The organism is Archangium gephyra (assembly GCF_042230915.1).
Lineage (GTDB): Bacteria > Myxococcota > Myxococcia > Myxococcales > Myxococcaceae > Archangium > Archangium gephyra_B.
Window position 1 is genome coordinate 982,972 of sequence record NZ_CP102578.1, and the last position, 24,646, is coordinate 1,007,617.

At 71.4% G+C, this 24,646-nt stretch carries 24 protein-coding genes; 14 read left to right on the forward strand and 10 right to left on the reverse strand.

Annotated features, from left to right (window positions below; translation table 11 throughout):
* Positions 1-137: 137 nt before the first annotated feature.
* Positions 138-980: an alpha/beta fold hydrolase gene (locus NR798_RS04080; protein WP_375770078.1), complete on the reverse strand. Its 843-nt coding sequence runs from the start codon at positions 978-980 to the stop codon at positions 138-140.
* Positions 981-1,071: 91 nt separating this feature from the next.
* Here NR798_RS04080 and NR798_RS04085 point away from each other — a divergent pair, with 91 nt between their 5' ends.
* The 6 genes from NR798_RS04085 (at position 1,072) to NR798_RS04110 (ending at position 8,495) form a co-directional block, all read left to right on the forward strand.
* On the forward strand, positions 1,072-3,183 hold the full coding sequence (locus tag NR798_RS04085; protein WP_375770079.1) for a peptidase: 2,112 nt from the start codon (positions 1,072-1,074) through the stop codon (positions 3,181-3,183).
* 73 nt (positions 3,184-3,256) lie between these two features.
* Entirely contained in the window at positions 3,257-3,475 is a 219-nt protein-coding gene (locus NR798_RS04090) for a hypothetical protein (RefSeq protein WP_375770080.1), read from the forward strand.
* Between the two features lie 64 nt (positions 3,476-3,539).
* A complete protein-coding gene (locus tag NR798_RS04095; RefSeq protein WP_375770081.1) occupies positions 3,540-4,460 on the forward strand; it encodes a hypothetical protein in 921 nt (306 codons plus the stop codon).
* Between the two features lie 123 nt (positions 4,461-4,583).
* Entirely contained in the window at positions 4,584-5,975 is a 1,392-nt protein-coding gene (locus NR798_RS04100) for a hypothetical protein (protein ID WP_375770082.1), read from the forward strand.
* 167 nt (positions 5,976-6,142) lie between these two features.
* Complete coding sequence (locus NR798_RS04105; protein ID WP_375770083.1) at positions 6,143-6,670, forward strand: hypothetical protein; 528 nt, start codon at positions 6,143-6,145, stop codon at positions 6,668-6,670.
* 112 nt (positions 6,671-6,782) lie between these two features.
* Positions 6,783-8,495 carry a CotH kinase family protein gene (locus NR798_RS04110; RefSeq protein ID WP_375770084.1) on the forward strand — a complete coding sequence of 571 codons (1,713 nt, stop codon included), beginning with the start codon at positions 6,783-6,785 and terminating at the stop codon, positions 8,493-8,495.
* 3 nt (positions 8,496-8,498) lie between these two features.
* Here NR798_RS04110 and gloA read toward each other — a convergent pair whose 3' ends face one another.
* Both gloA and NR798_RS04120 read right to left on the reverse strand, forming a co-directional pair.
* A complete protein-coding gene (gene gloA / locus NR798_RS04115) occupies positions 8,499-8,888 on the reverse strand; it encodes a lactoylglutathione lyase (protein ID WP_375770085.1) in 390 nt (129 codons plus the stop codon).
* Between the two features lie 5 nt (positions 8,889-8,893).
* Positions 8,894-9,625, reverse strand: coding sequence for a hypothetical protein (locus tag NR798_RS04120; RefSeq protein WP_375770086.1), 732 nt, complete (start codon positions 9,623-9,625; stop codon positions 8,894-8,896).
* Positions 9,626-9,733: 108 nt separating this feature from the next.
* Here NR798_RS04120 and NR798_RS04125 point away from each other — a divergent pair, with 108 nt between their 5' ends.
* Positions 9,734-10,228 (forward strand): RebB family R body protein, encoded by a 495-nt coding sequence (locus tag NR798_RS04125; RefSeq protein ID WP_375770087.1) that lies wholly within the window; start codon positions 9,734-9,736, stop codon positions 10,226-10,228.
* 21 nt (positions 10,229-10,249) lie between these two features.
* Here NR798_RS04125 and NR798_RS04130 read toward each other — a convergent pair whose 3' ends face one another.
* Positions 10,250-11,920: a hypothetical protein gene (locus tag NR798_RS04130; RefSeq protein WP_375770088.1), complete on the reverse strand. Its 1,671-nt coding sequence runs from the start codon at positions 11,918-11,920 to the stop codon at positions 10,250-10,252.
* 127 nt (positions 11,921-12,047) lie between these two features.
* Positions 12,048-14,594: a VIT and VWA domain-containing protein gene (locus NR798_RS04135; protein ID WP_375770089.1), complete on the reverse strand. Its 2,547-nt coding sequence runs from the start codon at positions 14,592-14,594 to the stop codon at positions 12,048-12,050.
* A 151-nt stretch (positions 14,595-14,745) separates the two neighbouring features.
* Here NR798_RS04135 and NR798_RS04140 point away from each other — a divergent pair, with 151 nt between their 5' ends.
* Positions 14,746-15,246 carry a DUF4440 domain-containing protein gene (locus NR798_RS04140; protein WP_375770090.1) on the forward strand — a complete coding sequence of 167 codons (501 nt, stop codon included), beginning with the start codon at positions 14,746-14,748 and terminating at the stop codon, positions 15,244-15,246.
* 128 nt (positions 15,247-15,374) lie between these two features.
* Here the strand turns inward: NR798_RS04140 and NR798_RS04145 are convergent, their stop codons facing one another.
* The 3 genes from NR798_RS04145 to NR798_RS04155 all read right to left on the reverse strand — a co-directional run bounded on the left by NR798_RS04145 (position 15,375) and on the right by NR798_RS04155 (position 18,130).
* The gene (locus NR798_RS04145; protein WP_375770091.1) at positions 15,375-15,920 is read right to left on the reverse strand and encodes a glutathione peroxidase; all 546 of its coding nucleotides are present in this window, start codon (positions 15,918-15,920) and stop codon (positions 15,375-15,377) included.
* A 42-nt stretch (positions 15,921-15,962) separates the two neighbouring features.
* A complete protein-coding gene (locus NR798_RS04150; protein WP_375770092.1) occupies positions 15,963-16,682 on the reverse strand; it encodes a type VI immunity family protein in 720 nt (239 codons plus the stop codon).
* A 95-nt stretch (positions 16,683-16,777) separates the two neighbouring features.
* On the reverse strand, positions 16,778-18,130 hold the full coding sequence (locus NR798_RS04155; RefSeq protein ID WP_375770093.1) for a DUF2254 domain-containing protein: 1,353 nt from the start codon (positions 18,128-18,130) through the stop codon (positions 16,778-16,780).
* 85 nt (positions 18,131-18,215) lie between these two features.
* Here NR798_RS04155 and NR798_RS04160 point away from each other — a divergent pair, with 85 nt between their 5' ends.
* Positions 18,216-19,535 (forward strand): CapA family protein, encoded by a 1,320-nt coding sequence (locus NR798_RS04160; RefSeq protein WP_375770094.1) that lies wholly within the window; start codon positions 18,216-18,218, stop codon positions 19,533-19,535.
* A gap of 146 nt (positions 19,536-19,681) precedes the next feature.
* Here NR798_RS04160 and NR798_RS04165 read toward each other — a convergent pair whose 3' ends face one another.
* Entirely contained in the window at positions 19,682-20,197 is a 516-nt protein-coding gene (locus NR798_RS04165; protein ID WP_375770095.1) for a hypothetical protein, read from the reverse strand.
* 221 nt (positions 20,198-20,418) lie between these two features.
* Between NR798_RS04165 and NR798_RS04170 the strand changes: the two genes are divergently transcribed.
* The 5 genes from NR798_RS04170 (at position 20,419) to NR798_RS04190 (ending at position 24,236) form a co-directional block, all read left to right on the forward strand.
* Positions 20,419-20,823 carry a helix-turn-helix transcriptional regulator gene (locus tag NR798_RS04170; protein ID WP_375770096.1) on the forward strand — a complete coding sequence of 135 codons (405 nt, stop codon included), beginning with the start codon at positions 20,419-20,421 and terminating at the stop codon, positions 20,821-20,823.
* 78 nt (positions 20,824-20,901) lie between these two features.
* Positions 20,902-21,852 carry a prenyltransferase gene (locus tag NR798_RS04175; RefSeq protein WP_375770097.1) on the forward strand — a complete coding sequence of 317 codons (951 nt, stop codon included), beginning with the start codon at positions 20,902-20,904 and terminating at the stop codon, positions 21,850-21,852.
* Positions 21,849-22,574, forward strand: a complete 726-nt coding sequence (locus tag NR798_RS04180; protein ID WP_375770098.1) for a ferrochelatase — start codon at positions 21,849-21,851, stop codon at positions 22,572-22,574. Before NR798_RS04175 ends, NR798_RS04180 begins: the two co-directional genes overlap by 4 nt.
* Complete coding sequence (locus NR798_RS04185) at positions 22,571-23,479, forward strand: prenyltransferase (RefSeq protein WP_375770099.1); 909 nt, start codon at positions 22,571-22,573, stop codon at positions 23,477-23,479. Before NR798_RS04180 ends, NR798_RS04185 begins: the two co-directional genes overlap by 4 nt.
* A gap of 7 nt (positions 23,480-23,486) precedes the next feature.
* Entirely contained in the window at positions 23,487-24,236 is a 750-nt protein-coding gene (locus NR798_RS04190; protein ID WP_375770100.1) for a lycopene cyclase domain-containing protein, read from the forward strand.
* Here NR798_RS04190 and NR798_RS04195 read toward each other — a convergent pair.
* On the reverse strand, positions 24,169-24,636 hold the full coding sequence (locus tag NR798_RS04195) for a nucleoside deaminase (RefSeq protein ID WP_375770101.1): 468 nt from the start codon (positions 24,634-24,636) through the stop codon (positions 24,169-24,171). The two genes, NR798_RS04190 and NR798_RS04195, sit on opposite strands and share 68 nt — an antisense overlap.
* Positions 24,637-24,646: the final 10 nt, after the last annotated feature.

Genomic DNA, 24,646 nt, shown 5'->3' on the forward strand with positions numbered 1-24,646 from the left:
GTTCCTCGGTTGGAGAGCCGCGGGCGGAGGCATGGCCTCGGGGCCCCCCCTGGAGCCGCGGCAACCCGATGATAGAGGAGTCCCCGGCGCCCCGAGCATCAGGGGCGCTGGTGCAGTGCGTCACGCGGCGGACAGCGCTATCCCAGAGGCGCTTCGCCGACGCGCGTCGAGGCCTGCGCGAGGAGGAAGTCGAGCAGGACGCGGTTGAAGTCCTCGGGGCGCTCCAGGTTGGGCAGGTGTCCCACGCCGGGGAGGGTGACGCGGGTGAGGGCGGGCACGCGCCGTGCGAGCACCTCCGCGTTCCTGAGCATGGTGGGGTTGTCCCTGTCACCCACCACGACGAGCGTGGGCACGAGGAGGTGCTCGAGCCGGGTATAGGCCGGGGGCTCCAGGAAGCGGGGGAGGTCCGCTCCCTCCATGCCCCGCATGTTGTCGAGCGTCCACTGCCGCACCACGGGCGCCAGCAAGGGCCGGGCCATGGCGGGGGCCAGGGAGTCGCTGCCAAGCCATGCCTCGACGACGGCCCGGGGCTCCTGCTCCCGGCCCGAGCCCGTGAGGGATGTGAGCCAGGCGTACTCCTCGGGAGCGGGCGGGGCGCCCTGGATGCCAGGCGCCGCGAGCACGAGGCAGGAGACGCGCTCGGGGTACGCCAGAGCGAAGTCGAGCGCGACGCGTCCGCCAAACGACAGGCCCACGACGTGGGCGCGGTCCATCGAGAAGTGGTCGAGCAGGGCGCGCAGGTCTTCGTGGGGCGAATAGGGCTGCCCCTCGGGCGCTCGAGACTGGCCGAAGCCCCGCTGGTCATAGCGCAGCGTGGTGAAGTGTTGGGCGAGCGGCCTCACCTGTCCGTCCCACATGCGCAGATCGAGCAGGCCGCCGTGGAGCAGCACGACCGGGAAGCCATCGCCCTGGAGCTCGTAATGCAACCGGGCCCCGTTCACCGGAGCGAAGTCCCGCACGGGTGGAGGAAGAGTGGTCATGCCAGGGGAATAGTAGGTACGGGAGGCCGTTGGTGGCGGACGTCCCCGGGTGCTAACCCGTGCTGCCCGTTGAACGTTTCCCGGAGCCTCCATGAAAGCCCTCTTCCTGGCGGCGGCGCTCGCCGCCACTCCCCAGCCCGCGCCGTCCCCTGCTGCTCCGAGCACGCCTTCCACCGAGGCCGCCTCGCAGTCCTTCCTGGTGGAGCGGCTCGGCCATGACGCCATCGTCCGCATGTACGCGCCGGGCGTGCCCGCGCTCTCCCGGGACGAGAAGCGGGTGGCCTGGTACCTCTCGCTCGCGGCGCACGCGGGCGAGGAGATCGCCTATGACCAGCTCGGCTGGGACACGGTGGCCCTCAAGCGGCTGCTGGAGGGCGTGTACCTCTTCGGCCGCGAGGGCCACGCCGGGCCCGGCTCCTTCGATGCGAAGCTCGCGGACTACCTGGCGCGCTTCTACGGCGAGACGGGCAACCATGATCAGACGACGGGCCAGAAGTTCGTCCCCGCCTTCACCCCGGCCGAGCTGGAGGCCGCGGCGCTGCGGGCGCTGAAGGCCGGAGCCCCCCTGGGCGTGAAGGACGAGGCGGCGCTGAAGACGTGGCTGGGAGGACTGCGGCCCTCGCTCTTCGACGCGGGCTTCGAGCCGCAGCTCACCTCGAAGGCGCCCCCGCCGGGGCAGGACCTCCTCACGGCCTCGGCGAACACGGCGTACGGCCGGGGCGTGACGCTCAAGGACCTGGAGGGCTTCCAGGAGAAGAATCCGCTCAACTCGCGCGTGGTGAAGGTGGACGGGAAGCTGGTGGAGCAGGTGTTCCGCTCCGGCACGTCCGATGGAAAGGTGCCGCGCGGGCTGTACGCAGCGGAGCTCTCGCGCGTCAGCGCCCACCTGCGCGAGGCGGCGAAGTCCGCGCCGAAGGACCAGAAGGCCGCGCTCGAGAAGCTGGTGCGCTTCTTCGAGACGGGGGACCTGAAGGACTGGGACGCGTACAACATCGCCTGGCTGAAGGCGGATCCGGTGGTGGACGCCAACCTCGGCTTCATCGAGACGTACGTGGATGCGCGCGGCCAGAAGGGGCAGTGGGAGGCGCTCATCAACTACCGGGACGCGCGGGAGAACCGGGTGATGGAGCTCATCGCCCGGCGGGCGCAGGAGTTCGAGAACCGGATGCCCTGGCCGGACGCGTACAAGCGCAAGAAGGTGGCGGCGCCGGTGGCCAAGGCCATCAACCTGGTGACGAGCCACCCGGGGCCGCCGGCCGGCATCAACCTGCCCAACGAGCAGCACATCCGCGAGAAGTACGGCAGCAAGAGCGTGCTGGTGAGCAACGTGATGGAGGCCGCCGCGGCGATGAAGCGGCTGCCGCTGGCCATCGAGTTCTCGCGCACGCCCGAGGAGGCCGCGAGGGCGCGCCAGTACTCCGTCACCGCGCGCAAGTGGCTGGTGGCCTTCCACGAGGTGCTGGGACATGCCTCGGGGCAGGTGGATCCAAAGCTGGAGGGCGGCCCCTCGCGCTACCTGAAGGAGTACGACAACACGCTGGAGGAGGCGCGCGCGGACCTGGTGGCGCTCTGGCACGCCTTCGACCCGTCCCTGGCCAGCCTGTCGCCGGAGCACGAGCGCATCGCCGAGCAGATGTACCGGGACTTCCTGGTGGAGGGGCTCACCAACCTCAACCAGGTGCCGGAGGGAGACGCCTTCGAGGAGGACCACCAGCGAGGCCACCACATGACGGTGAGCTTCCTGATGGAGAAGGGCGCGGTGAAGCAGGTGACGGAGGGGGGCCGCACGTCCTGGGTGGTGGTGGACTCCGGGAAGATGCGCGCGGCGGTGGGCGAGCTGCTCTCGAAGCTGATGGTCATCAAGGCGACGGGGGACTACGAGGGCATCCGGAAGCTGGTGCAGGACAAGGGCATCCGGTTCGACCCGAAGCTGCGCGACGAGGTGGTGGCGCGGGTGAGGGCCGTCGAGGTGCCGGCGGACATCCTGCTCATCTCGCCGAGGCTGGTGCCGGTGGTGGACGGCAAGGGGCTGGTGGTGGACGTGAAGGTGCGGCACGACCAGGGCTTCATCGAGCAGCACCTGGAGCGGAGCCTGTTGGGCCGGCTCACCCCGGCCGAGGCCACGCGGGTGGCGGCGAGGCTCGCGGCCACTCCGGAGGCGCTGGCGGAGGAGTACCGGAAGCTGCCGCCGCCGGGAAGGTGACCCGCGGACGCAACTTCTGGCGGGGGGATGCGATAATCCCCCCGTCGAGCCCTGCATCCCGAGGTCACGAAGCATGAGCGTCAGCGGACTCCCCGAGAGCGTCACCACGTCCTTGTCCAGGCTCTCCAAGGCCCAGCAGGACGTCCTGGCCTCGGCTCCGGACGAGATGAAGCCCTTCCTCGCGGCGCAGATGAAGATGCAGAAGGAGCAGGAGCTCTCGGATTGGATCACCAAGATGATGAAGGGGGACCACGAACAGGCGACGAGTGTCCTGCGCAACATTGGTGGCTGAGCCGAGCACACCCCCTGGACTCCCACGGGGAGGGCGGTAGTTTCCCGCGTCGAGGAAACCGCCCATGCCCTTCTCCGTCTGGTTGACGTCGCACCGCCGCCTCGAGGACGTCCGCGCCGGTGCGCCGGACCGGCTCACCGTCGAGAACCTTCGTGCCTGCCTGGAGCTGCTCGCGCGCTCGCGCCCCACGCAGGTGGCGCAACGGCCCGATGGTTCCGTCTGGGTGTTCCGCGCGGGAGAGCCGCCAGCGCTGGCCCCCCTCTTCCTGGCGGGCGTGCGGCCGAACAACGGTCCCCAGCAGGGAACCATCCAGCTCTCGGTGAGTGTCACCCACCCCTTCTTCATGGCCAACCTGTTCGAGCTGCTCTCCTTCGCCTCCCGCGTCAACGCGGAGCTGGGACTGAGCGCCTACGAGGGGGTGCACGGCCAGGAGGTGACGGTGGAGTCCTTTGGTGTGCTCACGGAGCCCCAGGGCGCCTATTCGCAGGAGCTGGCGCGCGCCTGGCAGCAGAACCGCGAGCAGCTGCATACCCGGCTGCGGATGCCGCTCGAGTTCCCCGCGGGCCAGCAGGACGATGCCCCCCACCTGCTGGCGTTGATCCTCGAGCACCCGAAGCTGCCACCGCTGGCGCAGTTGCTGGCGGAGCCGCCGGAGGGCCAGGGCGTGGAGATCCGGGGCACGCAAGCGCTCTGGTTCGACAAGGCCACCCAGCAACCGGTGACGTGGTTCCTCGTCAATCCCCAGGCTCCGCAGGAGCTGCTGCTCTGGCCCCAGTGGGGGGAGGAGCCCTTCGCGCGGACGGCGCACACCACCTTCGAGGCGGCCGTGCGGCTGCGGGCGCGCGCCGGAGGCCGGGTGCTCTGGAACGGAGCGCCCGTCACCCCGGAGCGGACCGCGTGGTTGCAGCGCTACCCGGGGCTGCTCGGCGTCGAGCTCCTCCAGCTCGTCTCGCAGGGCTGGGAGCCCGCCACTCCCCGGGTGTAGGTGCGGCACCTCCTCCAGGCGGTTGATCCAACCGGCGGCCCCTCCGTCAAACAGAGGCAGAGCGCCGCCTCCGGAGCCGGGCCGGGTGGCTGGAGGTGGCGCCTTGTGCGCAAGGAGACGACCTTGAAGACGACGACGCTTCGCAACCTCTGGGCCGCGGTGGTGGTGCTGGGACTGGGCACGGGCTGTGGCAACACGGTGCAGGTGAAGGGCCGGGTGACGGATGGCGAGGGCACGCAGCCGCAGGCGGTGATGGCGGGAGCGGCTCCGCTGGGCGGCTCGGGCACGGTGTCGGCGGCGGCGCAGGTGCGCGCCAGCACGGTGGGGCCGGATGGAAAGCTGACGGTGGTGGCCGAGGGCAAGCTGGAGGCCCAGGGGCGCTACACGCTGGAGGTGCCCGCGGGCGAGGAGCGCCTGGTGCTGGAGGCGGTGGACGCCTCGGGCCAGGTGGTGGCCTCGGCGCTGCTCGAGGCGGCCGCCGAGGGCAAGGACGCGGTGGCGCCGCCCATGGACTCGGAGACCTCGCTGGAGGCCCAGGTCTTCCTGCAGATGATGGTGGACAAGCCGCAGGCGGAGACGGTGGACATGGTGGACGTGCGCGCCCGCATCACCGCCAACATGGCGGCGGCGGCGCGGCAGGGCGCCTCCACCAACGAGGCCTTCCGCTCGCGGGTGAAGGCGCTGGCGGACGCGGTGCGCGCGGCGCAGCAGACGGAGCTGGAGATGTACGCCGAGGCGGGCGTGCAGACGAGCCAGACGGCGCTCTTCGAGCAGGAGCTGGCGGCGGCGGCGGCGCTGAACGTGGCGCTGGAGGCGGGCGGCTCGGTGGAGCAGGCCTATGACACGTTCCACGCGGAGCTGCGCGCGGCGGCCGAGCGGCTGGGCGCGAAGGTGGAGGAGCAGGCGCAGAGCGAGCGCGCGGCGAGTGCTTCCTTCCGGGCCACGGTGAAGGCGCGGCTGTCGGCGGAGGACGCGCAGCCGCTGGTGGACGCGACGCTGCGGGCCTCGGCGGGCATGGAGGCGCGGGCCTCGGGGGCGGCGCTGACGGCCATCCTCTCGGCGGGCAACGCGGCCGATGACGTGAAGCAGCAGGCCGTCACGGCGAGCACCACGCTGCGCACCCAGGTGCGCGCCTCCACGAGCGCGGCGATGGCGGCCAGCGCCTTCTCCAGCTTCGAGGCGGGCGTGACGGGCAGCACCAACCTGCAGGCCTCGGTGCTGGGCCGCTACCTCGGGGTGAACACGTCCAACCAGCTCGTGGTGGGCGCGGCGGTGACGGCGACGGTGACGGCGGCGGCGACGCTGGACACCACGCTGGACGCGGCGGTCTCCTCGGCGGTGTCGACGAACGCGGTGGACGTCTCCATGCTGGCCACGAAGACGGCCGAGGCCTACCAGGCCTACGCCACGGCGGTGCGGGCACAGGCCACCGCGCTGGCCGTGTTCGGCACCAAGGCGACGCCCGCGGTGGAGCTGCTGCTGGTGGCCGAGGGCTCCTTCCAACTGGGCCAGTAACGCCGGGCTCCCGGGCGCCCTGACACTCTGTCCCTCCTGACGGGGCGCCCATCGGTCAGTCTGTCGCTTTCGCACGCCACGCCGCTCTCATGCACACGAGCAAGCAGGCGTGGCGCGTGCGTTGCACGGGGCCCTCGCCATTGCGCGAGAGCGCGGAGGGGGAACCCATGCGTGGATTGAAGAGGCTGTGCTGGATGGCGTTGGCTGTCGTGGCGATCCTGGGCGCTGGCTGCGGCGGCGGCGGGCTCACGCCCGAGGAGCAGGAGCGGTTGATCGTCTCCTACCGGCTGCCGCAGGACAGCGTTCCCAACGGCAACCCCCAGGTGGGGCCGTTCTGCTGCACGGGCAAGTCGCTCATCGTCCAGGAGCCGGGGTCAGAGGCCGTGCTCGGCTACGCCCACTTCTTCTCCTGGGAGGGCCAGGCCTACAACTTCGAGAAGGGCTCGGGTGCGCCCGACGTCATCCTCCGCTTGAGCGGCCGGACGCAGCTGGACTCCGGAACCGGCGAGGAGGAAATGGGCCGCATCGCGTTCACGGGCGCGGAGCTGGTGGCCGGTGCCTCGAAACGCCAGCGCGTGGGGGCACTCGAGTACCTCGTCACCATCGAGCGCGTGGAGACGCTCGACTACGAGAACCGCCCCTATTTCCTCATGGACTCGCTGGAAGTCGCGGTGGATGTGCTGCGCGCGAAGTAGGCGGGCGCGAGGAGAGCTGGCAGGCAGCCGAGGGGCCGCTGTTCCAGCTCCCGTCCGGGTACACCTTTGCTGACGGAATGATTACTCCTCCCGCCACGGCGGGGAGGGGCACATGGGGGGCAGAGGGTGGTGGGGCCGGTGCGCGCTGGTGCTGGTGGCGTGTCTCGCGGGCATGGGATGCGAGTCCTCACGGGGCAAGGACGGTCCGCGCGAAACGGGAGTGGACACGGTGTCACCCCCGGCGCCGGGCGCCCCCGCTCCCTCCGATGGAACGCCGCCCGCGCCCGCGCCGGTTGACCCGGGAGCGCCTGCCTCACCGGACGCGGGCACCCCGGGGCCGGACGCGGGCACACCGCCTCCCAAGCCCACCGTCTGCGCGCCGACGGGAGACGGTCCGCACTGGCTCCAGGAAGGCGAGTCCGTGACGGTGACGTTCCGCTGCGGCACCGGCTACACGGCGGCGGGGCTGCGCTTCAGCGTGTCGCCCCTGCCGGCCGGGGCGAGCCTGGACGAGGCGAGCGGCACCTTCCGGTGGACACCGGGCAAGGCCCAGGCGGACGTGTGGCTGCTCACCGTCACCGAGCACAGCACGGGCGAGACAGGCGTGGTGAAGGTGGGCGTGGCCGACAACTGGCTGGCCCCGGGCAACGTGCGCGAGCTGAACCCTCTCACGTACACCGAGGAGTACGGGCTGCCGGTGCTCCACCTCTCCTTCGAGGGCACGCTCACGGCCGGTGGCTACCGTCCGGTGCAACTCGTCTACCGCGGGCACCGCTACACCGCCGAGGCCAAGTACCGCGGCGCCACCTCCAGCATCTTCCCCAAGCGCAACTACACCTTCAAATTCGACAAGGAGGACCCCTTCAACGAACCGGAGCTCGCGGGAGGCTTCACCGGCCGGCGCAACCTGGTCCTCATCACCAGCTTCAATGACAACTCGTACATGCGGCCGAGGCTCGCCTTCGACCTGTGGAACCGGATGTCGCCGGACCACGTGCAGGTGAAGACGTACAGCGCGGTGCTCTACGTGAACGGGCGCTTCTGGGGTCTCTTCACCGTGGCGGACCACGTGGACGAGCACCTGCTGGAGCGCCACGGCCTCTCCGACGACGGAGACCTCTTCAAGGCGGTGGAGGCGGACGCGAACTTCTCGCGGCTCACCAAGGAGGGCGCGCCCAAGCAGCCCCTGGAGCTGGGCTTCGAGAAGAAGGAGGGCGCGCCCAAGGACGGGTGGGTGGGCGCCTATGACACGCTCCACGCGCTCATCAACTTCGTCGCGGACTCGGACCGGGAGACCTTCCGCGCGCAGTGGGGCTCGCGGCTGAACACGCGGGACTACGAGGACTGGTGGATCTTCAATACGGCCATCCTCGGCACGGACTCGGGTGCGAAGAACGCCTACCACTACTACGATCCCGTGACGCGGGCTCCCTGGCGCTTCATCCCGTGGGACCTGGATGCGAGCTTCGGCCAGGACTGGGACACGCGCCGGAGCGCGTCCACGGCCCTCCTGGACTTCTCCGGAGGCAACCGGCTCTTCGCCCGCATGCTGGAGGAGCCCACCATCGCCGGGCCCATGCGCGAGCGCTACCGCTCGCTGTTGCGCGGCCCGCTGGCGAAGGCGGAGGTGCTGAAGCTCATCGACGGCTACGCACGCGAAATCCACCCCGTGGCCCTGCGGGACGAGGCGCGCTGGCTCCAGCAGTACCGCACCTTCGAGCGCTGGAGCGACCGCACCGACTTCACCACCCACGAGCAGGAGGTGGAGTACCTCCGCCGGTGGGTGGACGAGCGGTGGAACCTGCTGGAGCGGCGGCTGCCGTAGGGCTCACTGGGTGCCCTGCTGGATGAGCTCCACCCGGTAGCCGTCCGGATCCTCGACGAAGGCGATGACGGTGGTGCCGTGCTTCATGGGGCCCGGCTCGCGCACCACCTTGCCGCCGGCCTTGCGGATGGCGTCGCAGGTGCCGTGGATGTCCTTCACCCCGAGGGCGATGTGGCCGTAGGCATTGCCCAGCTCGTACTTCGAGGTGTCCCAGTTGTGCGTGAGCTCCAGGGCCGGGTGGGTGTCCTCGGGGCCATAGCCGACGAAGGCCAGGGTGAACTTGCCATCCGGGTAGTCCTTGCGGCGCAGCAGCTGCATGCCGAGGACGCGGGTGTAGAAGTCGAGCGACTTGTCGAGGTCGCCCACGCGCAGCATGGTGTGGAGGATTCGCATGCGCGTTACATACCCTGGAACGTGCGCGCCCAGGCCTGCAACCGCCGCTGCAGCGCGGTGAGTGTCCAGAGGTCGGCGGGGTTGTCCGGGGCCACCGCCGCGAGCGCCCGCTCCACGTGCGGCAGGGCACCGGGCTCGCCCCACTCGGAGAGCCGGCGCAGGGCGGACAGCGAGGGGCCCACCTCCAGCGCGGCCAGCAGCGTGTGCACCACGCGCGGGCTGCGCTCTCGGCACAGCCGGTCCACTGCCTCGTGCCGCTCCTCGAAGGAGGACTCGGGGTGAAGGAGCACCGCGGAGAGCGCCTGGAACGTCTCCTCCGGCAGCAGCGGTTGGGGCGCCGGGGGGGGCCAGTGCTCGAGCGTGATGCCGGTGGGCCCCGCCGCGCTGCACTCGCGCTTCACCCCGTCCTCGCCGAGCAGCTCCAGCAGCCGCCCCGGAGAGGGCGTGCCCGCCTCCACCACCCGCCGGGCCCGCGGGGCGAGCGCGGCCGTGTGCCCGAGCAGGTGGATGCGCAGCACGGACACCTCCTCCTGCGCGCAGGCCTGCTTCTCCACCCGCTTCCACTTCACGAAGACCTCGGCGAGCCCCCGCTCGTGCACGTACCAGCGGTACTCCAGCCACACGGCGCTCAGGCGCTCGTCGAAGCGGGCGTCATCGGGCTCGTACATCCGGGCGGCGCCCTCCTCCACACCCTGGAAGGAGGTGTCCAGCAGCGCCTGCACGTGGCTCAGTCGCATGGGGCTGGGCGCAGTGTGCCATGAAAGGCTTCTCGACGGCGCCGGGCCGGAGGGCTTTACTCCGGGGGAGGTGGCACCGCGGTGCCCTGCATTCCCTGGAGGAACACGATGGCGGATGGCGACAAGGTGATTCTGGCGACGCTCGGCGCCGAGGCGGAGTTGGTGCGGCTCGGGACGGCGGTGGCCGACGTGCTGGCGAAGCTCAACGAGGTCTCCGCGCAGCAGCAGCGGACCATCCTTCAGCTCGTGGTGGATGCGCGCGTGGCCTGCGAGTCCGTGCGCGGCCCCACGCCCGAGTCGAAGTCCGCCTCCCTTCCCCCCATCGAGCCCGCGCAGGCCGTGCCTCCGGCGGAGCGGACCCCGGAGTCCGGCGCGCCCTCCGAGCACCCCGACGAGGCGCGGGCGCGGGCCCTGGCCTCCGTCTACGAGGCGGCGGCGCAGGCGCTCGGCCTGGCCTTCCACAACGCGGTGTCCAACCAGCAGCAGCTCAACACCCTGGGGCAGGCGGCGCTGAGCCAGTCGGCTGTCCTCGTGCTCTCGGCCGGCTCCTCCGGCGAGTCCCAGGGGGCGTCCCAGCAGGCCAGCGTCCTCAAGGCGGGCTGAGCGGGACAGGAGGGCTCGCCCTCAGCGCTGGGTGATGGCGGCCGGGGCGCTCCAGTCCACCTGGGAGAGGCCGCCCTCCGTGCCGAAGAGGACCGAGCCCTCCTCCACCAGCAGGGCATACACGCGCGGATCCGCGAGCCTCGGCAGCGGGCGCACCGTGCCGCTCAGCGCGTCGTAGTGCGCCGCGCCCAGCAGCGTGCCCAGCAGTGCTCCACCCGGCACCAGTGCCGCCGACACCACGTAGCGGCTCGGCAGGCCTTTCGCGTCACGCACCCGCGTCCAGCGCTCGCCGTCGAAGTAGCTGAAGCCGTCCTGGCACGTCCCCACCACCGCGCGGCCCTCCGCGTCCGCCGAGAGCGCCGTCACCCAGTTGTCCGTGAGGTGCTTCCCATCGTGGAAGCGCGTCCACTGCGTGCCGTCCCAGCGCAGCAGGCCCCGGTCCTCGCTCGCCACCCAGAGGTAGCGCCCGGCGCCGTGCGCTCCCGAGACATGGGTGCTCCAGCCCTCGGGCAGGGGCAGCCGCTTCGCCAGCTCGAGCGGCTGGCTCGCCCGCTTCACGAAGGAGGTGCCACGCCCATCCACCAGGGCGACGCCGTCCTCGGTGTCCGCCACCGCCGCCAGCACCGACAGCTTGCCGAGCGCCACCGGGTTGCGGCCTCCATACGCCATCGGCGTCCACGTCTTCCCGTCGTAGAGGCCCAGCCCGGACATCGTGGCCACGTAGAGGTTGCGGCCATCGCTGGCCAGGCCCAGCACGTGGTTGCTCGGGAGGTGGGGCGCGCGGAACGTCCGCCACTTCCCGTCCGGCTGCTCCCAGCACACGCCCTTGTCGAAGGTGCCCACCACCCGCTTGCCCTGGTGCCGCGCCAGCGCGGTGATGTGATTGCCGCACAGCTGCCCCGTGGGCGTCACCCGCTTCCACTCGCCGCCCTGCCGCCGGAAGACACCCTGGCCCCGCGTGCCCGCCCACGCAGCGCCATCCAGCTCGAGGGTGCTCGTGGCTCCCGAGGGCACTGCCCGGGCCTCGCCGGAGCGCTCGCCCCAACGCCGCGCCTCACCCTCGGCACCGAGCACCCGCGTCCCACCCTTCGCGTCCTTCGCATACGCGAGCGGGGCGGTGGGCACGGGAAGCGAGATGAGCCCCTCGGGCCCCAGGGTGAAGGCGCCCTCGGTGGTGCCCACGCGCAGCGAGCCGCCCGTCTCCTCCAGCATCCGCACCGGCCCCGGCACCGTCCACATGCGTCCCGAGCCCGGCGCCAGCACCCGTCCGTCCGCCGTGCCCAGGTAGCCCTCGGTGAAGGCCGTGTACGTGGAGCCCGCGGGCAGCCGCTCGGAGAGCCAGCCGAGCGCCGCGCGGTACATGTCCGCGTTCATGCCTCCCTCCGCCGGCAGCGCGTGCCACTTCGCCCCCACCACCGGCTCCACGCGCCAGCCTTCGTCCACCGCCACCACGCCCTCGTCCGTCGCCGCGAAGAGCCGGTTTCCCGCCACCTCCAGCGCGCGGCAGAAGTGGCTCGGCAGGCCATCGTCCACCGTCAGCGTGCGCACCGCACGGCCCGCGCGGGTGAAGAGCTCCAGGCCGCCCTCGGTGCAGGCCACCACGTGGCCGTTGTACGCGGCGAGGTCATGCACCGTCTCGGTGTTGGTGACGGTGGCGGAGAGCAGGGCGGCGGTCAGCGTGGAGAGCAGCATGCCTGGCTGCATTGCGAAGCCCGGGCCAGCGGGTAACCCCGCGAAATCGCTCGGGGCGTCTCCCGTTGCCCTCGGAACGTGTGGCCGGGCGCCAGCAGCCGACGCCGGGGCTCGGGCCCTGGCGGAGCTACTCCCCGATGGTGAGGGCGACGCGCACCTTCTCGCGGCGCTCGAAGCGGTTGCCCGCGGCATCCCGGGCCACGAGCACCAGCTCGTACTCCCCGGGCTCCGTACCCGCGGGCACCACCAGCTCGCGGGTGAAGCGCAGGCCGTCGCGCGTCTCCAGCAGGTGCTGCACGTCACCGAAGGGCTCGCCGTAGACGCTCACCTCCTTGGTGGCCTCCACCGCGTCCACCTCCAGCCGCAGCGCCTGGCCGGGCGCCAGCGACCGCGAGGATAGCGTCACCTCGAAGTCGTTGCCCTTCGAGTCCAGCCGGTAGCGCACCTCGCGCCGGCGCACCGTGCCGTCCGGCATCTCCACGGCCACCAGCACGTCGTAGTACCCGTCCTCCACCCAGAGCGGCACCAGGAAGCGGCCCCGCCAGTGGCCCGACACCGTGTCGAAGGTGAGCGGCTTCACCAGGCCAAAGGGGAAGTAGGCCGTCACCCGGCGAGCGTCTCTCGGCGCCGCCACGGAGAGGATGGGGTCTCCCGGCGGAATCTCCTCGCGGCTCAGCTCGCCGGAGACGGCCGCGTATGAGGTGCCCTCCGGCAGCTCCACCGGCACCAGCTCGCGCACCGTGTTGCCGCCTGGCTGTGTGCGCGCCACCTCCTCCACCGCGACGAAGGAGGTGTACTTGCTCATCAGCCCGTACTGGAGCGCCGTGGCGGTGATGGCCTGGACGACCTCGGGCTTCTCGCCGCGGTAGTTCTCCACCGTCAGCTCCTCGATCCGCTGGCGCGCCCAGAGGCTGCGCAGGGACGCGTGCTCCGGCGCGGACGCGGGGAAGGTGAGGGGCACGTCGAAGTGGCGCTCCTGTCCGCGCACGCGGCCGGTGATGCGCAGCAGGCCCTGGCCCGAGCCGTGGAACTTGCCGATGAGGAACAGCGGCTGGCCGCTGAAGAGGTCCGGCAGGGTGCGCGGGTAGACGTCCGACACCGGCAGCCCGTCCGTGTCCACGCGCACCGACGTCAGCACCGGGCCGCGGATGCGCGACTCGAACTCGCGGGCCACCTCGTCCTCCGGGCGCTTCAGGTTGACGAAGGTGGAGGCGCCGCGCCCCACCTCGCCCATCTTCGTGACGAGGTAGCGGTTGACGTCGTTGCCCACGCCCACGCTGAAGACTCGCGTCTCCTCGCGCAGGTGCCGCTGGAGGGTGCCGAGCACCTGCTCCTCGTCGCCGATGAAGCCGTCCGTCATGAGCAGCACCATGCGCAGGCGGGCCGGGTCGTTGGCGGGCACCATGGCCTCCTGGGCCGCCACGCGCACGTCCGTGCCGCCGCCGCCCCAGAAGTTGGCCACGTAGGGCAGGGCGCGCGCCACGTTCTCCGGCGAGGCCGGCACCGCGGCGGGGGAGAACTTCGTCACCTGCGTGTCGAAGTTGAGCACCTGGAAGGTGTCCTCGGGGTGCAGGTGGCGCAGCACCTCGGCGGTGATGGCCTTGGACTTCTCGATGGGCGGGCCGGACTGCGAGCACGAGGTGTCGAGCACCAGGTACAGCTCGCGCGGCACCACCTCCTCCTGCTTCGGCGCCAGCTGCGGGTTGAGCAGCACGAGGAAGTAGCCCTCGTCGGCACCGGGCTCGCGGTGCACCAGCACGGCCGGGCGGATGAGTGCGTCGGCCACGCGGTACTCCAGGGTGAAGGTCTTGTTGGGGATGCGGTCGTCCGGGGCCAGCTCCACGCGGGCGCGGCTCGGACCCTCGCGCGTCTCCGTCACGCGGTGGGACGTGGAGCGCAGCTCGTGCACGGCCACGCCCGCGTCCAGGCGCACGCTGAGGCGGATGTCACGGCCGCTGCGCACCTCGGGAGGCAGCACCGGCGGGGTGATGCGGCTCGCGTCGGGGACGGTGGTGGTGTCCGGCGCGGTGCCCTCGCCCTGGCGGAAGGCCATGGGCTCGCCGCCGATGTAGCGCGGGCCCACCGTCATGGGGAAGTCGAAGCGGTATCTGCCGCCCTCGTAGACGAGCCGCTCCACGTAGTGGATGTGCACGCGGATCTCCTCGCCCGGGAGGATGTTGGCCACCGACTGGGTGAAGAGGTTGGGGCGCTCCTGGTCGAGCAGCGCGGCCGTCTTCCCCTCGGCGCGGGCGCGCTCGTAGGTGTCACGCGCCTGCTCGCGCGTCTGGATGACGCCGCGGATGACGCGCTGGCCCACCACCAGCTCCATGGCGTCCACCGCGGCCTTCTCCGGCAGCGGGAAGGCGTAGAGGGCCTCGAGCGGCTCGGCGTAGGGATTCTCGAAGACCTGGGTGACGGTGACGCTGGCGAGGAAGCCACTCACCTCGGCCTCCACCTCGGTGTGCTTCAGGCTGAAGTGCTGGGGCCGGGACTCGGGGCAGCCCTGGGAGGAGGTGGGGTGGCGGAGCTTCGCCACCAGCGTGCCCTGGGTGATGGCCCCGGAGCTCAGGGGCGAGGCGGGAGCGGGGCAGGGCGTCTGCTCCGCGTCCCGCTCCTGGGCGGAGGCGGGGACGGACAGAAGACAGACGAAGAGCGCGGCGAGTGCGGCTCGCATGGAAGTCCTCGGACGGGATGGGTACGCACCGGGACAATGCAGTCAGCGGGCCAGGGCCCCGGGCGCGGTAAGTGCGCGGAAGGACTGGGCCCCCCCGAGGAGGGGCGGTGGGCTGTGGCTTGCCGGCCGCACTCGCATAGCGTGTGCGCCCATGCGACGACTCTCGATGCTGGCCGTGGGAATGCTGCTGCTGTCCGGATGTGCCACCACCCCCGTTGCTCCGCGGGCGGCGACTCCCGAGGAGGAGGCGTTGATGCGGACGGACCGGGAGTTCAACGCGGCCACGCAGGCCCGGGGAGTGGAGGGGTGGGTGTCCTTCTTCGCCGAGAACGGCTCGATGATGCGGGACAAGGGTCCCATCACTGGACACGAGGCCATTCGCGCCGCGGTGGCGCCCGGTTTCTCCAACCCGGACCTGTCGCTCACCTGGGAGCCCCAGCGGGCCGAAATCACCCCGGGAGGGCGGCTCGGCTACACCACGGGCCGCTTCCTCAGCGTGCGCAAGGACGCGAACGGTCAGCGCGTGGAAGCACGGGGCACGTACATGAACATCTGGCGGAAGCAGCCGGACGGCTCGTGGAAGGTGGTGGTCGACATCGGCGACTCGGACGAGGCGCCGCCGCCTCCTCCCACGAAGCCCGAGGGACAGTGAAGTCTCTGCTCCGGGCGGAAGAGTGAAGTGGAGCTGTTCTCCCGCCCCGTTTCACTGGTCACCGGTGACGAGTGGAATGCACCTGCTCCGTTTCACTGGTCACCGGTGACGAGTGGAATGGCCCCGAGCTACTCGGCCAGGGCCTTGTCGAGGGCGGCCTTGAGCTCGGTGCTCTCCGGGGTGACCGAGCTGGGGAAGGCGGCGCGCACCTGGCCGTCCTTGCCCACCACGTACTTGTGGAAGTTCCACTTGGGCTCGCCGTGCTTGCGCGCGAGGAACTCGTAGATGGGGGACTGGCCCTCGCCCTTGGTCTTCACCTTCTCCAGCATGGGGAAGGAGACCTTGTAGCGAAGCTCGCAGAACTTCGCGATCTGCTCGGAGCTGCCGGGCTCCTGGCCGCCGAAGTCATTGGAGGGGATGCCGAGCACCACCACGCCCTTGGCCTTGTACTCGCCCCAGAGCTTCTCCAGGCCCGCGTACTGGGGCGTGTAGCCGCACTCGGAGGCGGTGTTCACCACGAGCACCACCTTGCCCTTGTACTCGGAGAGGTTGGCGGGCTGGCCGTTGAGCCGCTTGGACTGCAGGTCATGGAAGGACATCGCACGCTCCGCGGAGACGGCGGCCGTGCCCAGCAGGAGGGCGGCCGCGGTGAGGGAAACCAGTCGGTTGAACATGCCCCCCAGGATGCCCGAAGCGGTGGTGCGTTGCGCGGCCTGCTAATCGAGGAAGCGGCGCTCCCAGCGGCGCAGATCCTCGGGAGGGAAATCGGGCTCCCAATTGCTTTGCTCATGGTAGGGCCAGGGCTCCGGGAACGGCTCATGGTAGAGCCACGGCTCCAGGACGCGCGCCAGCTCCCGGTAGGCGGGGAGCGTTTGGCCCTGCTCGGTGTCCCCCGCGACGGCGCGCTCTTCTTCCAACTCCTGGACGGTGGTGCCCGGTGAGGACAGGCGCGAGCGCAGGCCCGACGCACCGCCCAACTCGCCCAGCTCCGCGCACGCGAGCGCCACCTTGTGCATCTCCTCGCCGAGGAACATGGCCCGCGTCCTCACCTTGCCTCCGAAGTTCTTCTTCTCGCTGCACTCCGCTGGAGTGGGGCTCCTGCCTCCCATGTGCTGGCGGAGCACCGTCTCGCGGGCCATGTTGGCGCACTCCGTCAGTTTCTGTTCGAGCTCCTTGCTGTGCGCTTCATTCAGCACCGCCGCGGCCGCGGTGGCGGAGGCGCCAAACTCGGCCAGGCGCTGAGCGGCCTGCGGTATGACGGTCTCCTCTCCGGCCACGCGGGCGCACAGGGCCGGTTGGGTCCGGCAGGCGCTCGAGGCCGAGTCGAGGGACTGCGCGTAGGCATGGCAGGCCAGGAGGAGTGCGCTGGCCAGCAGTGCGCCAAGCGTTGGCCGGAACGCGGGCCTGTCACGGGTGGGGAATGAGCGGTGATTCATGTGCCTGACGAAGGATGGCGGGGAGACCTCTGAACCGCAGGTGCGAGTCTGGCGGACACACGAGCCGGGTCAAGGGCACTCGGTCCCGGCCCCGCTCAGTGCACGGTCTCACAGGGGAGAGCGCCCGGCTCGGTGGCCTTCTGTTGTAACTGGTTCCATCGCTCCTCGATGAACCGCACGTCGCGCTCGCGCTGCTCGGCGAGCCGGGACGCCTCGTACACCGCCCGCCCCGTCTGGACGAGCACTCCCCGTATCGCCGCGTCCGCCTCCACGCTGGCGATCTCCGCGAGCACCTCCAGGATGCGGAGGATGACCCGCGGCTGCGTGGTGGCGGCGAGCGGAATCTCCCCGAACGCGTCCTGCAGGAAGGGCACGAGCCCGAAGGCGGGCCGCAGCAGCGTCACCCTGCCGCACCGTTGCATCCACCAGCCCTGGCCGAGCCGCCCCATGTTCGCAACCGCCCGGCCCACCGCGCCCAGCTCGTTGATGACCATCACGGCGGTGGTGACATCGTTGATGGCGGGTGAGAGCGCCTTGAGGGCCATGTCCACCAACTGCCGCACGCCGTAGAGCACGTCCTGCTGCGTGGTCCGGGTGTGCCCCACCGCGAAGGCGGCGTGGAGCCGCCTCTTCTGCCACGCATTCAGCGACACCCGGGGCCAGAGCGACAGCAGTGGCAGCCCGGGGATGAGGAAGTCTCCAGTCCGCACGTCCAGCCGCACCGTGTGCACGCGCCGGGGCAGGGCCGCGAGCAACCGCTCGTGGTCCACGAGCTGCACGTAGCCCGTCTCCCGCGCGGCGACGGCGGTGGCCTCCTCCTGGGGGCCTGTCGGCGTGTCACCCAGCTCCCGCACCTCGGCCACGTTCAGACGCTTCAGCTCCTGGATGACTTCCCGCCCGATGGACGCGATGACGTTGCTCGCCTCCACGGAGCGGGCGGCGTGGTGGAGGAAGTAGGGCAACAGCAGCAGGCAGAGCAGGGTGAGGACGAGTGCCACCCCGAGCGACAGCTCGGGCAGTGGATGCAGTCCTTGCTCCTTGGCCGGGGTGCCCACCACGCCGAGCAGCAGCAGCAGGTACACCACGGTGAGCAGGTAGGTGCCGAGTACCCGCTGCGTGGCGCGGTCCGCCATGAAGCGTGCCAGCAGCCGGGGGGTGTACTGCGTGGAGGCCAGCTGCACCGTCACCATCGTCATGGAGGTCGCCACCGTCATGACGGTGACGAGCGCGGCCACCATGCCGAGGAGCACCTCGCGGCTGCTGTCCGGCGTGGTGGGCACGTAGAGGGCCAGCCAGAAGGAGCGCAGCTCCTTGCCCACCCAGGGCCAGCTCCGGTCCAGCGCCGGCAGCGACAGGCCGAGCATGATTCCCAGCGTCACGAACAGCACGGGCCGGAACCAGAGGCTCTCCTGGAGGGCATTCCACGATTTGACGAGACGCGGCGGCACCCCTCAACGGTGGCGCCAGTGCGTCAAGGCGGGGAGACCAGGGGGGGTCTGTCCTCCAGGCCAATTGCCTGGGTAGCATGCGAGCGTGCTCGTCCAGGCGCTCCTACTCGTTCCCCTGCTCTGTGCCGCTCCACCCGGGCGCGTGGAGCTCGTCTTCGGGGGGGATGTCATCCCCCATGGTGAGGTGAAGGAGGCCGCGGCGGACCACGCGCGCGCCGACTCCGGGGATGCCGGCCCCCCCCGCTCGCTCAACCACGAGGGCTGGGACCATGTCTTCGGGCCCCTCGCCGACGTGCTGCGCTCGGCCGACGTCGCCATGGTGAACCTGGAGACGCCCAGCAGTGGGAATCCGCTCGCCCGCACCGCGCCCCTGCTCTTCGACGCGCCGCCCGCCATGCTGCACGCGCTGGCCGCCGCCGGGGTGGACGTCGTCTCCACCGCCAACAACCATGTCTACGACCAGCGCCGCGCGGGGGCCGAGGCCACCTGGAAGCACCTGGCCGAGGCGGGCCTCCGGAGCGTCGGCACGGGTCCCTCGGAAGCCGCCGCGTGGGAGCCGCTCATCATCGAGAAGCACGGAATGCGGATTGGCTTCCTGTCCTTCACCCGGTGGCTCAACGGCGCACGCAATCCGGCCGAGCCGGAGACCTCGCCCCACGTCGCCTACGTGCCCTACCGCGGAAAGGTGAGCGGGAGCTGGCAGTCTCCCGAGTCCGCCGTGGAGCTGGTGCGCGCCGCGGCCCGGCGCTGTGACGCGCTCATCGTCGCCATCCACTGGGGCGTCGAGTACTCGCACACGCCCAACCCGGAGGACCGGAAGCTGGCCCGCGCCCTGCTGGAGGCCGGCGCGCTCGCCATCATCGGCCACCATCCCCACGTGCTGCAGCCCATCGAGTCGTACCGCACCACCTCCGGGCGCGACACGCTCATCGCCTTCTCGCTGGGCAACCTCATCGCCAACCAGGACCGGCACTACATCCACGGCCGGCGCATGGAGGCGGATGGCCGCAAGCGCGACTCCGTGCTGCTGCGCTTCGCGCTCTCCCGTCCCCAGCCGGGCGCGCCCGTGTCGCTCGAGGGCGTGAAGGTGTTGCCGGTGTGGATCGAGAACAACCACTATGTCGCGATCGGCCGCGGCAAGGTGGCGCGCCACATCCAGCCGGTGCTGCTCGACGAGGAGCTGCGGGCCATCCACGAGCGGCTCGTGGCGCTCGCGGCTCGCGCGCTCTCCCAGCCGCGCGAGGTCCGTCAGGAGCGCACCGCGCTCGAGCGCCGGTTGGACATGGCCCGCTACCGGCGCGAGCTCATCCTGCGCATCACCCGGCCTCCCGGCTCCGACGTGGGCCCGGCGGAGTCGGGAGCTGCCCCCTCTGTCCCCTCTCCCCTCGGGAGAGGGTCAGGGTGAGGGTGTCTGGGCCCGTGCTTCACCCATGAGCCGGAGTGGGGACACGGGTTTCAGCCCGTGTCCACCCGGCACCCTCACCCCGTCCCTCTCCCGGAGGGCGAGGGGAAATGGCCACGGGTGGGTTCCAGGGGTCACTCTTCTCGGGGTCACTCCTGGGGCTGCGGACGCACGCCCGGCGGGGACACGGTGTCCTCGTCCACCTGGCCCTCGTTGTGGTCCAGTCCCTCGTCGTTCACGCCCGGCTGGAGCACGCCCTCGTCCTCGTCGCGCACGTCGTCCTGGCCGGTCCCCCCCGCGCCACCGGTGCCGGGCTCGTCCATGATGTCCTCGTCCTTGCCGCCCGGGCCCACGGAGCTGCCGGTGCCGGGCTCGTTCAGCACGCCCTCGTCCTTGGTGCCCTCATCCTGCTGCCGAGGGTCCTGCTGCTGCGCGTCCGTGTTGCCCGCCCCTCCCGTGCCGGACTGGTCGAGCGTGTCCTGCTCCGGTGGGGTTGCGTCGTCGCGCTGGAGGTCGTCGTGGGTGGCGCCCTCGTCCTGCTGCTGTTGCTGCAGCAGGTCCTGCGGGCGGGGCTCGGCCTCGGCGCGCTTGCACCCGGTGCCCAGCGCCAGGGAGCCGGCGAGCAGTCCCGCCAGCACGAGTCCCGTCTTCAGCTTCGCGGCCATGGTTCATCTCCTTTCAGGGGTTGGGCTGCCTGAATCGGGAACGTGGGCATGCGAGCCGCGGCCCCGCAGGAGGCGCCTGCCCTCCCGGGTGCTCCCCATTCGCCCGGGGGAGAGGGGACGCCCCTGGTTGGGGGGGCTTGCACGACCCATGGAGCAAGTCCCTAGGCTTGGGTTGGCCTCTCGGGTAATGTCCTCCAACGTCTCTTTGGACGTCACGCACCATGGCCTCGAAACGCACCCCTCCGCCCCCTTCGCAGCAGCGCATGGATGACAAGCTGGCCCTCGCCCTGGGGGCCGCGGCGCGTGCCGCCCGGCTGCGTGCGGGTCTCACCCAGGCGGAGGCGGCCGAGAAGGTGGGCCTGGCTCCCGGCGTCTACGGCCGCATCGAGCGCGGGGGGATGATGCCCAGCGTCCCCACCCTGCGCCGGCTGAGCATCATCCTGAAGATTCCCTCCGACACGCTGCTGAGCCTGAGTCACTCGGAAGTCACGGCCTGGGTGGACTCGCTGCCGGCCAAGGAGGAGGAGCGCTCGCCGGACCTGCGGAAGCTCTCGCGCTCGTTGCGCAACCTGTCCCCGTCCCAGCTCAAGGTGCTCAACGTCATCGCCACCGCGCTCACGCGCTGAGCCCCGGGTCGGGAGGGCCCAACCCACCTGATGGAGGAGGTGGGACGTGCTAGAGCTGTCGGCCGGGAGGAGCAGCTGGTGCATGTCGAGTCGATGAGCCCCGCGGCGCGGTGGTGGTACGCCCTCAAGCCGGCGAGCTGGCCGAAGGTGTTCGTCCCCGCGCTGTTCGGCCAGGCCGTGGGCGCGGCCACCGCCGGTCACCTGTCTCTGGGAGCGCTCGCGTTCGGCGTGCTGTGGATGGTGGCGGACGTCTCCTTCATCGTGCTGCTCAACGACTGGGGAGACCGCGAGGTGGACGCCCTCAAGCGCCGCATGTTCCCCCAGGGCTGCTCGCCGAAGACGATTCCCGACGGCATCCTCCCCGCCGGGGCCCTGCTCGCCGCGGGGCTCGGAGCGGGCGGGGTGGCGCTGCTGCTCGCATGGGGCGCGGGCCTCGCCTTGGAGCGTCCGTTGCTGCTGCCGCTCGCCGCGGTGGGCCTGCTCCTCTTCGCCGCCTATACGCTGCCGCCCCTGCGGCTCAACTACCGGGGCGGGGGCGAGCTGCTGGAGATGGTGGGCGTGGGAGGCGTGCTTCCCACGTTGCATGCCTATGCGCAGTGCGGCCAGTGGGCCCCCGCGTGGTGGGTGGCGCTGGCGCCGGGCCTGCTGGCGCTGTCCCTGTCGAGCGCCCTGGCCAGTGGCCTGTCCGACGAGGAGAGTGATCGCGCCGGGGGCAAGCGCACCTTCACCACGGGGTGGGGCAACGCGGTGGTGCGCCGGGGCGCGGAGGTGTCGCTGGGAGTCGGACTGCTGCTCTGGCTCGCGGCGTCCTGTCTGGCCGAGGACGCACCGCCGCTCGTGGCGGTGGTGCCGGCCGTGGTGCTCGCGTTACCTTCCGGCGTGCGTCTGGTGAGGAGGAGCCCGTCCGCGGTGACGAATGCCTTGGGTGCGCAATCGGCATACAAGGGGGAGCTCCACCGCGCCATCTGGTGGGGAACGTTCGCCCTGTCGGCGGGGGTGCTCGCCGTGGGGCTGGGAGGGTGGACGTGAGAGGACTTCCGGAGGACATCCTCGCCGGACTGGAGCGGCTCTCCCCCCTGCTGGGCGACGCGGCCTCGCTGGACACCCGCCGGCCGCGCGCGCTGCTGCCTGCGGAGCTGGCGGCGCGGTTGATGGAGGGCCATGACGGGGAGGAGAAGGCACGGGCCTTCGCCCAGGGCCTGGACGAGGTGGTGCGGGCGCTCGCGGAGGACTTCCCGGAGAACATCTTCTGGGACCTCGACTACCTGGCCTGCCGCATGTGGAACGCCGGAGGGCCCGAGGAGGTGCTCCGCTACGCGCGCCGGGTGGCGATGCTGTGCCGGGGCTTCGGCAACAAGTCGGAGCTGCGCTTCCGCTACGCGCATGACTTCCTGTACGGCTACGACTGGGCCCGCTGGGTGGTGCGCCAGCCGGAGAAGCGCGCCACCATCGGCCCCTTCGACCTGGCCTTCTTCGACTACCTCGAGGGCCGGCTCCAGACGCTCGTCGAGCTCATAGCCGACAACGACACCAAGTACGGCAAGCTCCACGGCCAGGAGTTCCGCAACCCCTTCACCTTCTGCCGGGAGCCTCGCGAGGAGGCGCACCTGCACCAGGTGCTCGCCCAGGCGGACTTCATCCCCGTGAAGGCCTGGCGCTTCGATGGGGACTGCCGTTGGGACCTTCCCTTCACGGACCTGCGCACCGAGGCCGCCCGGCGCCTGGGGCTGGCGCGCGAGGCCACCTCGTGAAGGACGGCCAGGCGACGCTCCGGGCCTGGCTCCAGGCCTCGCGGTTGCCCTCGCAGTCGTACCTCGCGCTCCCCCTGCTGCTCGGGCAGCTCGTCGCGGTGCACATGCGGGGCGGGGCGCTCGACGTGGGGACGCTGGTGGTCGTGCAGCTCTTCGGGGTGTTGGACCAGCTCTTCATCGTCTACGCCAATGACTGGGCGGACCAGGAGACGGACCGCCACAACCGGACGGCCACGCTCTTCTCGGGCGGCTCGCGCGTGCTGGTCGAGGGCCGGCTCTCGCCGCGTGCGCTCGGACTCGCCGCCACCCTGTGCGCGGGCGCGTTGCTGGCCCTGTCGCTGGGGCTGGCGCTGGTGCGGGGCGCGCCGCTGCTCGTGCCGCTGGCGGTGGCGGCGCTGGGACTGTTGTGGGCCTACAGCTATCCGCCGCTCCGGCTCTCCTACCGGGGAGGCGGGGAGCTGCTGCAGATGGTGGGCGTCGCTGGCGTGCTGCCGCTCTACGGGTACGTCGCGCAGGGCGGGGACCCCGGGCGTTTTCCCTGGGCGCTCGTCGCGCTGCTGCTGCCCACCCACCTGGCCTGTGCCATCGCCACCGCGCTGCCCGACGAGCCCTCGGACCGGGAGAGCGGCAAGCTCACGTTGCCGGCGCGGGTGGGCGGCGAGCGGGCCGCCTGGGTCATCGTGGCGCTCAACGGCCTCACCCTGGCGCTCGCGCCGTGGGGCCTGGGCGTCCTGGGCCTGAGCACGGGCCTGGGGCTGTTGGTGCCGGCGGTGGCCACGCTCGCGGTGCCGCTGGTGCGTCCCGCGCCGCCCGGCTCCCGCCTCATCCAACTGCGGGTCGCCGCCGCCATCACCGCCACCCTGGCCACCGTGGCGCTTCCCCTCCTCGGCCTCGTGAGGGCCTGAGCACGCCATGACGTACGAGTTCCTGGTGATGGCGCTCCTGTTCCTGGTGCCGGGGGCGCTCATGTGGCTCGTGCGCGGGGACCTGCGCTGGTTGATGCGGAGGACGGTGCTGGCCTCGCTCCCCTTCGCGGCCACCGAGTGGCTCTTCTATCCGGAGTACTGGGCCCCGCGTTTCCTCTTCGGCCTGGCGGACCTGATTGGCTTCGGCCTGGAGGACGTGCTGTTCGTCGCCGGGCTCGGTGCCTTCTCCTCCTGTGCCTATGCGGTGGCGTTCCGCCGCACGGTGGTGCCCCGGGGCAACGGCGCGCGGCCCTGGCGGCGGGCCGTGGGAGGCATTGCCGTCATGCTGGCGGTGACGGGGCTGTTGCTCGCGGGGGGCGTGCCCATCCTCTACGCCTCGGTGGCGGCGATGGTGGTGTGCACCCTGGGCGTGCTGGCCGTGCGCCCGGACCTGGTGCGCCCGAGCCTGCTGGGCGCCGCGGTCTCGTGCGTCATCTACCTGGGGCTGTGCCTGCTCTTCGCGCTGCTGGTGCCCGGCGTCTTCGAGCGCACGTGGAGGCCGAGCCTGCTGCTGCATGGCCGGTTCCTCGGGGTTCCGCTGGATGAGCTGCTGTACGGAGCGGGCGCGGGCCTCGCGGCGACGGCCCTGCCCGCCTGGGCCTTCCAGCTCGCGTTCACTCCGCTCGAGCCTACGTCCAGAAACCCTCGTGCACCGCACGGGCCTCCGGCAGCTCCACCGGGCCCACCACCTCGGTAGGCGCGGAGCCGCGGGCGAAGACCTCGCGGCAGGACAGGCGGAGGATGGGCTCGGAGGGCCTGTTGAGCTGGCCCAGCTCCTCGGAGGAGAACGCGAAGACGACCCGCCGCACGCCGCCCCAGAAGATGGCGCCCGCGCACATGGCACAGGGCTCGGTGCTGGCGTAGAGGGTGCTGCCGGCGAGCTGCTCAGGGGCGTAGCGCCGGGTGGCCTCGCGCATGAGGTTGGACTCCGCGTGGCCGGTGCAGTCCCGCTCCGTCACCACGGTGTTCACGCCCTCCAGGAGGACACGTCCGCTCCCGTCCACCAGCACCGCGCCGAAGGGATGGTTCCCCCCGTCACGCGCCTTGCGTGCCAGGTCGATGGACTGCCTCAGGTGCCGCAACTCTTCCGTCCGCATCCGTGTCCTC

What these genes read in the sequence shown, in the direction of transcription:
- NR798_RS04080 (WP_375770078.1), bottom strand. Translation starts at nt 980, where the DNA reads ATGACCACTCTTCCTCCACCCGTGCGGGACTTCGCTCCGGTGAACGGG.
- NR798_RS04085 (WP_375770079.1), top strand. Translation starts at nt 1,072, where the DNA reads ATGAAAGCCCTCTTCCTGGCGGCGGCGCTCGCCGCCACTCCCCAGCCC.
- NR798_RS04090 (WP_375770080.1), top strand. Translation starts at nt 3,257, where the DNA reads ATGAGCGTCAGCGGACTCCCCGAGAGCGTCACCACGTCCTTGTCCAGG.
- NR798_RS04095 (WP_375770081.1), top strand. Translation starts at nt 3,540, where the DNA reads ATGCCCTTCTCCGTCTGGTTGACGTCGCACCGCCGCCTCGAGGACGTC.
- NR798_RS04105 (WP_375770083.1), top strand. Translation starts at nt 6,143, where the DNA reads ATGCGTGGATTGAAGAGGCTGTGCTGGATGGCGTTGGCTGTCGTGGCG.
- NR798_RS04110 (WP_375770084.1), top strand. Translation starts at nt 6,783, where the DNA reads ATGGGGGGCAGAGGGTGGTGGGGCCGGTGCGCGCTGGTGCTGGTGGCG.
- gloA (WP_375770085.1), bottom strand. Translation starts at nt 8,888, where the DNA reads ATGCGAATCCTCCACACCATGCTGCGCGTGGGCGACCTCGACAAGTCG.
- NR798_RS04120 (WP_375770086.1), bottom strand. Translation starts at nt 9,625, where the DNA reads ATGCGACTGAGCCACGTGCAGGCGCTGCTGGACACCTCCTTCCAGGGT.
- NR798_RS04125 (WP_375770087.1), top strand. Translation starts at nt 9,734, where the DNA reads ATGGCGGATGGCGACAAGGTGATTCTGGCGACGCTCGGCGCCGAGGCG.
- NR798_RS04130 (WP_375770088.1), bottom strand. Translation starts at nt 11,920, where the DNA reads ATGCTGCTCTCCACGCTGACCGCCGCCCTGCTCTCCGCCACCGTCACC.
- NR798_RS04135 (WP_375770089.1), bottom strand. Translation starts at nt 14,594, where the DNA reads ATGCGAGCCGCACTCGCCGCGCTCTTCGTCTGTCTTCTGTCCGTCCCC.
- NR798_RS04140 (WP_375770090.1), top strand. Translation starts at nt 14,746, where the DNA reads ATGCGACGACTCTCGATGCTGGCCGTGGGAATGCTGCTGCTGTCCGGA.
- NR798_RS04145 (WP_375770091.1), bottom strand. Translation starts at nt 15,920, where the DNA reads ATGTTCAACCGACTGGTTTCCCTCACCGCGGCCGCCCTCCTGCTGGGC.
- NR798_RS04150 (WP_375770092.1), bottom strand. Translation starts at nt 16,682, where the DNA reads ATGAATCACCGCTCATTCCCCACCCGTGACAGGCCCGCGTTCCGGCCA.
- NR798_RS04165 (WP_375770095.1), bottom strand. Translation starts at nt 20,197, where the DNA reads ATGGCCGCGAAGCTGAAGACGGGACTCGTGCTGGCGGGACTGCTCGCC.
- NR798_RS04170 (WP_375770096.1), top strand. Translation starts at nt 20,419, where the DNA reads ATGGCCTCGAAACGCACCCCTCCGCCCCCTTCGCAGCAGCGCATGGAT.
- NR798_RS04190 (WP_375770100.1), top strand. Translation starts at nt 23,487, where the DNA reads ATGACGTACGAGTTCCTGGTGATGGCGCTCCTGTTCCTGGTGCCGGGG.
- NR798_RS04195 (WP_375770101.1), bottom strand. Translation starts at nt 24,636, where the DNA reads ATGCGGACGGAAGAGTTGCGGCACCTGAGGCAGTCCATCGACCTGGCA.